The 9,337-nt window shown below is 65.8% G+C and carries 10 protein-coding genes and 1 pseudogene; 5 read left to right on the forward strand and 6 right to left on the reverse strand.

Features of this window, described 5'->3' with window-relative positions; translation table 11 throughout:
- From B3587_RS00835 to rplJ, 3 genes and pseudogenes are all read right to left on the reverse strand, one after another.
- Positions 1–858, reverse strand: a pseudogene (locus tag B3587_RS00835) (cation-translocating P-type ATPase); the annotation flags it as partial.
- A 103-nt stretch (positions 859–961) separates the two neighbouring features.
- On the reverse strand, positions 962–1,351 hold the full coding sequence (gene rplL / locus B3587_RS00840) for a 50S ribosomal protein L7/L12 (RefSeq protein ID WP_109211492.1): 390 nt from the start codon (positions 1,349–1,351) through the stop codon (positions 962–964).
- A gap of 41 nt (positions 1,352–1,392) precedes the next feature.
- Positions 1,393–1,908 carry a 50S ribosomal protein L10 gene (gene rplJ / locus B3587_RS00845; protein WP_228177946.1) on the reverse strand — a complete coding sequence of 172 codons (516 nt, stop codon included), beginning with the start codon at positions 1,906–1,908 and terminating at the stop codon, positions 1,393–1,395.
- Between the two features lie 329 nt (positions 1,909–2,237).
- Here rplJ and B3587_RS00850 point away from each other — a divergent pair, with 329 nt between their 5' ends.
- The 4 genes from B3587_RS00850 (at position 2,238) to B3587_RS00865 (ending at position 6,463) form a co-directional block, all read left to right on the forward strand.
- Entirely contained in the window at positions 2,238–2,888 is a 651-nt protein-coding gene (locus B3587_RS00850) for a YqaJ viral recombinase family protein (RefSeq protein WP_292725857.1), read from the forward strand.
- A 172-nt stretch (positions 2,889–3,060) separates the two neighbouring features.
- Positions 3,061–4,782, forward strand: coding sequence for an MDR family MFS transporter (locus tag B3587_RS00855; protein ID WP_228177944.1), 1,722 nt, complete (start codon positions 3,061–3,063; stop codon positions 4,780–4,782).
- Positions 4,779–5,264, forward strand: coding sequence for a MarR family winged helix-turn-helix transcriptional regulator (locus B3587_RS00860; protein WP_292725860.1), 486 nt, complete (start codon positions 4,779–4,781; stop codon positions 5,262–5,264). Before B3587_RS00855 ends, B3587_RS00860 begins: the two co-directional genes overlap by 4 nt.
- Positions 5,265–5,431: 167 nt before the next feature.
- Positions 5,432–6,463 (forward strand): NADP-dependent oxidoreductase, encoded by a 1,032-nt coding sequence (locus tag B3587_RS00865; RefSeq protein WP_228177942.1) that lies wholly within the window; start codon positions 5,432–5,434, stop codon positions 6,461–6,463.
- Here the strand turns inward: B3587_RS00865 and B3587_RS00870 are convergent.
- Positions 6,450–7,364 (reverse strand): LysR family transcriptional regulator ArgP, encoded by a 915-nt coding sequence (locus B3587_RS00870; RefSeq protein ID WP_228177941.1) that lies wholly within the window; start codon positions 7,362–7,364, stop codon positions 6,450–6,452. The two genes, B3587_RS00865 and B3587_RS00870, sit on opposite strands and share 14 nt — an antisense overlap.
- Positions 7,365–7,435: 71 nt before the next feature.
- Between B3587_RS00870 and B3587_RS00875 the strand changes: the two genes are divergently transcribed.
- Positions 7,436–8,098: a LysE/ArgO family amino acid transporter gene (locus B3587_RS00875; protein ID WP_228177940.1), complete on the forward strand. Its 663-nt coding sequence runs from the start codon at positions 7,436–7,438 to the stop codon at positions 8,096–8,098.
- A gap of 51 nt (positions 8,099–8,149) precedes the next feature.
- On the opposite strand, the gene rplA is transcribed toward B3587_RS00875, so the two are convergent.
- Both rplA and rplK read right to left on the reverse strand, forming a co-directional pair.
- Entirely contained in the window at positions 8,150–8,842 is a 693-nt protein-coding gene (gene rplA, locus B3587_RS00880) for a 50S ribosomal protein L1 (protein WP_228177939.1), read from the reverse strand.
- A 14-nt stretch (positions 8,843–8,856) separates the two neighbouring features.
- Positions 8,857–9,288 carry a 50S ribosomal protein L11 gene (rplK, locus tag B3587_RS00885; protein WP_195692156.1) on the reverse strand — a complete coding sequence of 144 codons (432 nt, stop codon included), beginning with the start codon at positions 9,286–9,288 and terminating at the stop codon, positions 8,857–8,859.
- Positions 9,289–9,337: the final 49 nt, after the last annotated feature.

Here is a 9,337-nt window from a genome sequence, read left to right on the forward strand (position 1 = left end):
CGTCATGAGGACGAGCCCGAGGGGAATCATCGCGGTCACGGCGGCGATCGTATTGACGGCTGCCTGAACCCAGTCGCCACTCTCCCAGGCGGCGACCCATCCGCCGAACACCATCATCTGGGCGTTCAGGACGAGAAGTGCCATGGGTCCGATAGCCCAGCCGACGACACGCAGCACAAGGTTGATCGACGAGCGCAGCTCGCTCGAGACGAGCGAGAACCGCTTGGCCTCAGCGGCGAATCGGTTGGCATACGAGTCGGCACCCACACGGATGACGCGCGCGAGCCCCTCTCCCGCGACGACGATCGAACCCGAAAGTGCCTCATCGCCGGGATGCTTGTCGACAGCATCTGACTCACCGGTGAGCATCGACTCGTCGACCTGCAATCCGCGGGCGGCAACTGCTTCGGCATCGGCTGCGATCTGATCGCCGGCGCGCAGCACCAGGATGTCATCGATCACGACATCGGTCGGGTGGATCTCAGCCTCGACACCGTCGCGCAGGACCCGAGCAGTCGGTGCGTTCAGCAGCGCCAGGCGATCGAGCGCCGCCTTGGCGCGGAACTCCTGCCACGCACCGATGATCGTGTTGGCCAGAGCGCTGAGGCCGAAGATCGCGTCCTGCCAGCGCCCGAGCAGCAGGAGAACGGCGAAACACGATCCAACGATCGCGTTGAAGATCGTGAACACATTGGCGCGGATGATGCTGCCGATGCTCCGGCTGGAGTCGGCCTGATACGCGTTGGTTCGGCCATCCGACACACGCTCGGCTACCTCGGCTGCCGTGAGTCCGGTGAGCTCACCATCGCCGGCCGGCTCAGGCCCTGGCTGCGTCGCCACGTCGGTACCGCTGGTCATGCGTTCACCCTAGCGGGCACCTTCTGGCGCTGACGGATGCCGAGATGCGCGAAGACCCCGGATGCCGAAGCATCCGAGGCCTTCGCGAGAAAGTCGCAGGGACTTACTTGAGGGTGACCGTGGCGCCTGCCTCTTCGAGAGCAGCCTTCGCCTTGTCTGCGGTCTCCTTGTTGGCGCCCTCGAGGACAGCCTTGGGAGCACCGTCGACGACGGCCTTGGCCTCGCCGAGGCCGAGCGAGGTGAGCTCGCGGACGACCTTGATGACCTGGATCTTCTTGTCGCCGGCGGCCTCGAGGATGACGTCGAACGCGTCCTTCTCTTCGGCCTCTTCGGCGGGGGCACCACCGGCGGGGGCGCCGGCGGCGGCAACCGCGACGGGCGCGGCGGCGGTGACGTCGAAGGTCTCCTCGAACGCCTTGACGAACTCGGAGAGCTCGATGAGGGTGAGCTCCTTGAACGCGTCGAGCAGCTCTTCAGTGCTGAGCTTTGCCATGATGATTCTCCTTGATGGGTGTGGTTATCGCCGGGGCCGACTCAGGCCGCGGACTCCTGCTTCTCACGCAGCGCGTCGACCGTGCGAACGGCCTTCGACGGCAGTGCGTTGAAGACGAATGCTGCCTTGGTCATCGAGGCCTTCATCGCGCCGGCGAGCTTCGCCAGCAGGACTTCACGGCTCTCGAGGTCGGCGAGCTTGTTTACCTCTTCTGCGCTCAGGGGGGAACCGTCGAAGTATCCGCCCTTGATCACCAGAAGAGGGTGTGCCTTGGCGAAGGCGCGCAGTCCCTTCGCGACGGTGACCGGGTCACCGTGCACGAATGCGATAGCCGAGGGTCCCTTGAGGTCCTCATCCATCGACGTGATCCCCGCGTTGTTCGCGGCGATCTTGGAGAGCGTGTTCTTCACCACGGCGTACTCGGCGTCCTGACGGATCGCGTTGCGGAGCTCCTTGAGCTCAGCAACCGTCAGGCCGCGGTACTCGGTGAGCAGAACGGCAGTCGAGTCCTCGAAGTTCTTCGTGAGCTCGGCAACCGTCGCTTCCTTCTGCGCCATGGCCACTCCTTGTGTCTTGTCCCCATTCCGCGGTGGCGGGACGGGAGCCTCGGACCCCCAAAAATGAGAAAAGCTCCGGCGCAAGCGCACGGAGCTTCGGCCCGGATGGGCGTTGTTCGTGACACCTGCGCAGGCCCCTGGCTACTCTCCCGGAAGAGAATTTCCAGCGCTTCGATCGACGTTCGCTTACGCGCACGCCGATGACCGGCGGTCTTCGGCTCCGACAAGTGTACGCTCCGGTCCCCACCCCAACAAATCGTCGCCGGGCCTCTCGCACATCTTCGCGTGTGAGGGCGGCCGAGGTCGCGACCCCGACGTAGGGTCAAGTGGTGACTCCCGAACTCCAAGCGCGCATCGTCGCCGACTCGCGAGACCGGGTCGCGTGGGTGCGGGCGCGTTCGCGGGGAATCACAGCAACGGATGTCGCGACGCTCACCTCTGAACGGGCCATTGCCCGCGCCGCCGACGCCAAGCTCATGGGCTCCGGGTTCTCGGGCAATGCCTATACGAACCACGGGCGGCTGCGCGAACCCGAAATCGCACGGTGGGTAGCCGCAACGCACGGCATCCAGCCCTCCTCGGCGCTCTTTCACGCCGAGATTGAGAAACGTCATCTCGCTACCCCCGACGGCGTGGTGGTCGACGCGCAGGGGCGCGTCATCCTCGCCGAGATCAAGACGACGAATAAGGAGTGGCGCAGCATCCCACGCTCCTACCTGCGCCAGGTCTGGTGGCAGCAACACGTCCTCGGTGCCGAGCGCACGCTGGTCGCATGGGAACAGCACGACGGTTTCGTCCCTGTCGGCGACGAGCCCCGGTGCGCGTGGGTTGATCGCGACGAGACGGAGATTGCCCGGCTTGTCGGCCTGGCGACGGCTCTCATCGATGAGCTGTACTTACGCACGCAGCGCACGAGATCACTGGCGGTCGCCTCGGTCGAGACCCGCGAGCCGTATCGCGCGCTCGCGTTGTCTGACTGATCAGCCACGGACTGCACCCCGCTCACCCCGCCGGACCCCGAGCCGAGGTTTCTTCGTCGACGCGCAGCCGCCAACTAATTGACTCCTGTCAACCAAATACTCTATAGTTGACATTTGTCAATGACTGCGCGATGACGAGCGCAGCCACTCCTCGTCGTCAAGAAGGCATCCCATGGCATCCGTTTCCCCTCCAGCTGCGGCCCTCACCGAATCCGGCATGACTCGCCGCCAGGTCCTCGAGGCCCTCTCGGGCCTGCTCCTGGGCATGTTCGTCTCGATGCTCGCCTCGACTGTCGTCTCCACCTCCCTGCCGGTGATCATCCACGACCTCGGCGGCGATCAGGCAGCGTTCACCTGGGTCGTGACAGCGACGCTTCTGACAACAGCGATCTCGACACCCGTCTGGGGCAAGCTCGCCGACCTCGTGAACCGCAAGCTGCTCTTCCAGCTCGCGATCGGCATCTTCGTCGTCGCAACCGCCGCGGCGGGATTCGCACCGAACACCGAGTGGCTGATCGCCATGCGCGCGGTGCAGGGCGTCGGCGCGGGAGGCCTAGCCGCACTCAGCCAGGTGATCATGGCCGACATCATCAGCCCCCGCGAGCGCGGTCGCTATATGGGCTTGTTCGGCGCCGTCATGGCGCTCGCTACCATCGGTGGCCCCCTTGTAGGCGGCGTCATCACCGACGGGATCGGGTGGCGCTGGAACTTCTATGTCGCCCTTCCCTTTGCCGTTGCGGCCCTGATCATCGTGCAGCGCACCCTCCACCTGAAGCCCCTCGCGGCACGGAAGGTCTCGATCGACTACCTCGGCATCGTCCTGCTCTCTGCCGCCGTCTCGCTGCTGCTGATCTGGGTGACAACCGCCGGCGACTCCTTCGACTGGTGGAGCGTGACGACCCTGCTGATGGTGGGCGGCGCTGTTCTCGCCGCAGTTCTGTTCATCGTGGTCGAGCTGCGCTCGCGCGAACCTCTCGTCCCGCTCTCGATGTTCCGGAGCCGCACATTCACACTCGCCGTGCTCGCCTCGATCGCCACCGGCATCGCCATGTTCGGGGCTTCGGTATTCCTCAGCCAGTACATGCAGCTGGCTCGAGGCGCCACACCCACGGAGGCCGGGCTGATGACGATCCCGATGATCGCCGGACTCCTGGTGGCATCCGTCGGAGTCGGCCAGCTGATCACCCGCTTCGGGCACTGGAAGCCCTACCTCATCGGGGGCAGCATCTCGCTGATCGCAGGGTCCGCCCTGTTGACGACGATCCACTACGACACGAACTTCGCCCTCGTGTCGCTGTACATGTTCCTGCTCGGCGCGGGCGTCGGGATGACGATGCAGAACCTCGTGCTCATCGTGCAGAACACGACCGAACCCACCAAGATCGGCGTGGCAAGTTCCGGCGTCACCTTCTTCCGAAGCCTCGGCGGCAGCGTCGGTGTTGCCGTCATGGGCGCAGCTCTTGCCGGCAGCGTCACCGACCTCTTGGGAGGACGCAAGGATGACGTCACCGCTGCGCTCGCAACCCTCGGCGACCAGGCGTCGACCTGGGCTTCGCAACTCCAGTCGGGGTCCCTCCCGCAGGTGTCTGCGATGCCCGAGGGCCTGCGCGTCATCTTCGAAGACGTCTATGCTCAAGGCATCTCACAGTCCTTCCTGATCCTCGTGCCGTTCGCGATCGTGAGCCTCATCGCCATCGCGTTCTTGCCGAACGTTCCCCTGACCCGGATGACGAACCGCGAGCGACTGGAAGCCGGTGAAGCCGACCTCGCTACCGTGTCTGTCGCCGAGGGCATGGAAACCCTCACCGCCACTGCCCAGCTCGGAGCGGATTCCGACAGTTCTCACCGCGCCAAGGCTGCTGGCGCGGCATCCACCCAGGAACCGCCGCGATGAGCGAGTCCGAGTCCCCCGAGGACCTCGACCCGGCGACCCGCGAGCACCGCGCGGCAGTGGACAGACTCGAGGGTGCGATCTCCGAGCTCATCTCGCGCATCCGAAAGTTCTATGCGCAGATCGCTGATGAGGTGAGCCCGGGAATGCTCCCCGGCACGTTCAAACTCCTCGCGACCATCGGCCGAATCGGACCCACGACGTCGTCGGCCCTCGCTCATCGACTGACCGCCGACAAGGGAATGATCAGTCGGCAGATCAGCGAGCTCGAAAGTCTTGGCTTCATCGAGCGGACGGCTGATCCGGACGACCGTCGTTCACGGTTGATCTCCCTCACCTCAGAGGGACGGAAGGAATTGGATGCCGCGCGAGCACCGTACGAACGGATGCTCTCCCACACGCTCGCAGAGTGGCCGACCGAGTCGATCGACGACCTGACCGACTTACTCACCGCCTTCGCGTCGGGCGATATCCCGAAACGCTGACGGGCCGGGTCTTATCGGCTCGGTGACAACGGCGTAACACGAGCGAGACAATCGGGGGGTTGACTGAGATCACCTCGCGGAGGGCGGGGTTTCACCTGGTCGTCATGTGCCACGTCGATGCCGATGTGCGCGGTCCGCTGGCGACGAATTCGCGGAAGGAGCGACCGATGCGATTCCGGCCGCTACGCCCATCCCCCGAAACCCGGGCATTCTCCACCGAACTCTCGCAGGTCCCCGAAGTGATGCGTGCGGTCACCGTCGCGCAGTGGGGCGCTCCCGGCGTCCTGACCGAGACCACCGTCCCGGTGCCCCACCCCGTCCTGAGCGAGGTGCTTGTGCGGGTGGTCGCCGCCGGTGTGAACCCGATCGATGCCAAGACGCGGGCCGGGAAGGGACTTGCTCCTGCCGTAGCCGAGCTTCCCGAGATCCTCGGCTTCGACTTCAGCGGCGTCGTCGTCGAGTCGCCGTTCGAGACCCATCCGTTCCCCGTCGGTACGGAAGTGTTCGGGATGGCCGGGTTCCCCCGGACGCCGGGAAGCTACGCCGAGTATGTCGTCGCACCCACCCTGTCGATCGCGCGCAAGCCAGCCTCCCTTTCGCATGTCGAAGCGGCGGGAGTGCCGGTGGCAGCGCTCACCGCCTGGGGGCTCGTGGTCGAGACCGCTCACGCTCACGAAGGACAGCGGATCCTCATCCACGCCGGAAGCGGTGGCGTCGGGCACTTCGCCGTGCAGTTCGCTGCGTACTTCGGCGCTCACGTGACAGCCACAGCCTCCGGAACCAACGCCCCGTGGCTTCGGGATCTCGGCGCCTCGGTCGTGATCGACCACACCTCGACGCGCTTCGAGGAGGTCGTGCACGACATGGACGTCGTCATCGACCTCGTGGGCAACGTCACCGACTCGATCGGCTCCCGCTCGCTGTCGGTGCTCCGGCCCGGCGGGATCTACATCCTCGTTCCCACCGGATCGTGGCCGGAGTATCGCGACGCTGCGGCGGCTGCAGGAGTCCGCGCGACCAGCTACAAGGTGATTCCGGAAGGCGCGACCCTTGCGACGATCGCCCGCCTGCTCGACTCACGATCGATTCAGGTGTACATCGATCACGTGCTGGACCTTGCGGAAGCGGCGAGGGCGCACACCGATATCGAGGGCGGGCACACACGCGGCAAGATCGTGCTGCGCGTCAGCGACGATTGAGGGCTCGCGCAGGTCGAAGCACGCGGCGTCCCTCCTCGACGATTTCGGTGGCCACGGCATCCAGAAGCCGCGAACGCAGATTCCACTGCTGCCAGTACAGCGGAACGTCGACGGGCGGACCTCCCAGGCGTACGAGCGCTCCGCGCTCGAGCTCAGCTGCCGACTGGAAGCCGGGCAGCAAGCCCCATCCGAGTCCCAACACAACTGCCTGCGCGAAGTCATGGGATGCCGGGACGTAGTGGCGCGGGGCTTCCGAAGCCGACACGCCCTTCTCCCGTAGCCACCGGTCCTGCAGATCATCGCGGCGATCGAACTGGACGACCGGGGCCGCAGCCAGTGCACGGGTGTCGCCGCGTGAGATGTTGAGGTAGCGGGCGACGAACTCGGGAGTGGCGACTGCCTCGTAGCGCATGACACCGAGCGCGGTAACGCGGCATCCGGCTACCGGCTCTGCACGGGACGTCACGGCGCCCATCACGGTGCCGCCCTCGAGGAGCGCAGCGGTGAAGTCCTGATCGTCGCGATGAAGGTCGAACACGATCGGATGCCGCGCACTCAGGCGGCCCAGTGGCGAGAGGAACCAGGTGGCGAGAGAGTCCGCGTTCACCGCGAGCGGCACAGAAACGGGTCCGTCGGCGGCTCCGTCTTCACCGATGCCGGCAAGGGCATCATGTTCGAGCACACGCGCCTGACGTGCGAGCCGGATGACAGCTTCCCCGGCAGCCGTCGGGCGCACGGGCTTCGAGCGCACCAGCAGCACCCGACCGAGCTGATCTTCGATCGCGCGGAGGCGTTGGCTCACGGCGCTCGGCGTGATCCGCATGCGCCGCGCCGCAGCCTCCAGAGTGCCCTCCTCGGCGATGATCGCGACGGTGTCGGCGAGGTCGAAGTCGATCTTCATATGAAGCGATGCTAATGCCCCGTGAGAATCCTGAGCTGGAGTGCATGTCTCGCGCCAGCTAGCGTCGAGGCGTGCTCCCTCCCCTCCTCGCCGGTCTCGGCCTCGGACTATCGCTCATCGTGGCCATCGGCGCACAGAACCTGTTCGTGCTTCGACAGGGAATCCGGCGCGAGCACGTACTGGCGGTTGTCGTGGTGTGCGCCGCATCCGACGCCATCCTCATCGTGCTCGGCGTCTCGGGTGTCGGGCTCGCACTGGCTGCACTGCCATGGCTGGTGACCGCCGTGCGGTGGGCGGGCGCGGCCTTCCTCGTGGGTTACGGCCTCCTCGCTGCCAGGCGCGCGTGGCGTCCCGCGGGCGCACTGACTGTGGACGACCCGCGCGATGACATCGCGGGTTCTGCTACCGAACGGCCCGTGCAGGTTCAGCCGACCACGACCGCGACACGGCTCTCCGCGACGGTTCTCACCGTCCTCGCGCTTACGTGGCTGAACCCCCACGTCTACCTCGATACGGTGTTTCTGCTCGGCGGTGTCGCCAACACCCACGGCGATGACCGGTGGCTCTTCGCGCTCGGCGCCGTGATGGCAAGCATCCTCTGGTTCAGCGCACTGGGGTTCGGAGCCCGCTATCTCGGTCGCTGGCTCGCGACGCCCCGAGCCTGGCGCATCCTCGACGCCATCATCGCGGTCGTGATGATCGTCCTCGGCGTGAGCCTCGTCGTCGGCGGATGAACGACAACGGCCCCCGCCGAAGCGGAGGCCGTCGTCGTATCAGATCGTTGCTCAGGCGATGCTGTTCACGTCCAGCGGGATGCCGGGACCGAACGTCGTCGAGACTGCACCCTTCTGGATGTAGCGGCCCTTCGAGCTCGAGGGCTTCAGGCGAACGATCTCGTCGAGCGCAGCCTTGAGGTTCTCATCGAGCTGCTCGGCCGAGAACGATGCCTTGCCGACGACGAAGTGCACATTGGCGTGCTTGTCGACACGGAACTCGATCTTTCCGCCCTTGATCTCCTCGACCGCCTTGGCGGGGTTGGGGGTCACGGTGCCGGTCTTGGGGTTGGGCATGAGGCCTCGGGGACCGAGGACCTTACCCAGACGCCCGACCTGGCCCATCAGTTCCGGGGTCGACACTGCAGCGTCGAACGCGGTGTAGCCGCCGGCGACCTTCTCGATCAGCTCGGCGCCGCCGACCTCGTCAGCGCCAGCGGCGATCGCCGCTTCGGCGGCAGGACCGGTCGCGAACACGATGACGCGCGCAGTCTTGCCGGTACCGTGGGGCAGGATGACGGTGCCGCGCACCATCTGGTCTGCCTTGCGCGGGTCGACCGAGAGCTTGAGGGCGACCTCGACGGTGGAGTCGAACTTCTTCGAGCCCGTCTCCTTCGCCAAGTTCACAGCCTCGCTGGGTGAATAGAACTTGCCGGCCTCGATCTTCGCGGCGGCTTCGTTGTATGCCTTGGACTTGGTAGCCATTGTCGTTATCCCCCTCAGTCCTCGACCGTGATGCCCATGGAACGGGCGGTGCCGGCGATGATCAGCGAGGCGGCCTCGATGTCATTCGCGTTCAGGTCGGGCATCTTCGTCTCGGCGATCTGACGCACCTGGTCCTTGGTGAGCTTGCCCACCTTGGCCGTGTGCGGCGTCTTCGAGCCCTTCTGCACGCCCGCAGCCTTCTTGATCAGCTCGGCTGCCGGCGGGGTCTTCAGGATGAACGTGAAGCTGCGGTCCTCGTAGACGGTGATCTCGACGGGGATGACGTTGCCGCGCTGCGACTCGGTCGCGGCGTTGTACGCCTTGCAGAACTCCATGATGTTGACGCCGTGCTGACCGAGCGCAGGCCCGATCGGCGGCGCCGGGTTGGCTGCACCGGCGTTGATCTGAAGCTTGATCAGGCCGGTCACCTTCTTCTTCGGTGCCATTCTTCTTTCCTTTCATCGAGCGGACGCCATCGGCATCCTCTCTCCCGCA

The organism is Microbacterium sp. UBA837, assembly GCF_002296025.1.
Classification (GTDB): Bacteria; Actinomycetota; Actinomycetes; order Actinomycetales; family Microbacteriaceae; genus Microbacterium.

Excerpts from the sequence above, each read along its gene's own strand:
- rplL (WP_109211492.1), bottom strand. The coding sequence starts at position 1,351 with ATGGCAAAGCTCAGCACTGAAGAGCTGCTCGACGCGTTCAAGGAGCTC.
- rplJ (WP_228177946.1), bottom strand. The coding sequence starts at position 1,908 with ATGGCGCAGAAGGAAGCGACGGTTGCCGAGCTCACGAAGAACTTCGAG.
- B3587_RS00855 (WP_228177944.1), top strand. The coding sequence starts at position 3,061 with ATGGCATCCGTTTCCCCTCCAGCTGCGGCCCTCACCGAATCCGGCATG.
- B3587_RS00860 (WP_292725860.1), top strand. The coding sequence starts at position 4,779 with ATGAGCGAGTCCGAGTCCCCCGAGGACCTCGACCCGGCGACCCGCGAG.
- B3587_RS00865 (WP_228177942.1), top strand. The coding sequence starts at position 5,432 with ATGCGATTCCGGCCGCTACGCCCATCCCCCGAAACCCGGGCATTCTCC.
- B3587_RS00870 (WP_228177941.1), bottom strand. The coding sequence starts at position 7,364 with ATGAAGATCGACTTCGACCTCGCCGACACCGTCGCGATCATCGCCGAG.
- rplA (WP_228177939.1), bottom strand. The coding sequence starts at position 8,842 with ATGGCTACCAAGTCCAAGGCATACAACGAAGCCGCCGCGAAGATCGAG.
- rplK (WP_195692156.1), bottom strand. The coding sequence starts at position 9,288 with ATGGCACCGAAGAAGAAGGTGACCGGCCTGATCAAGCTTCAGATCAAC.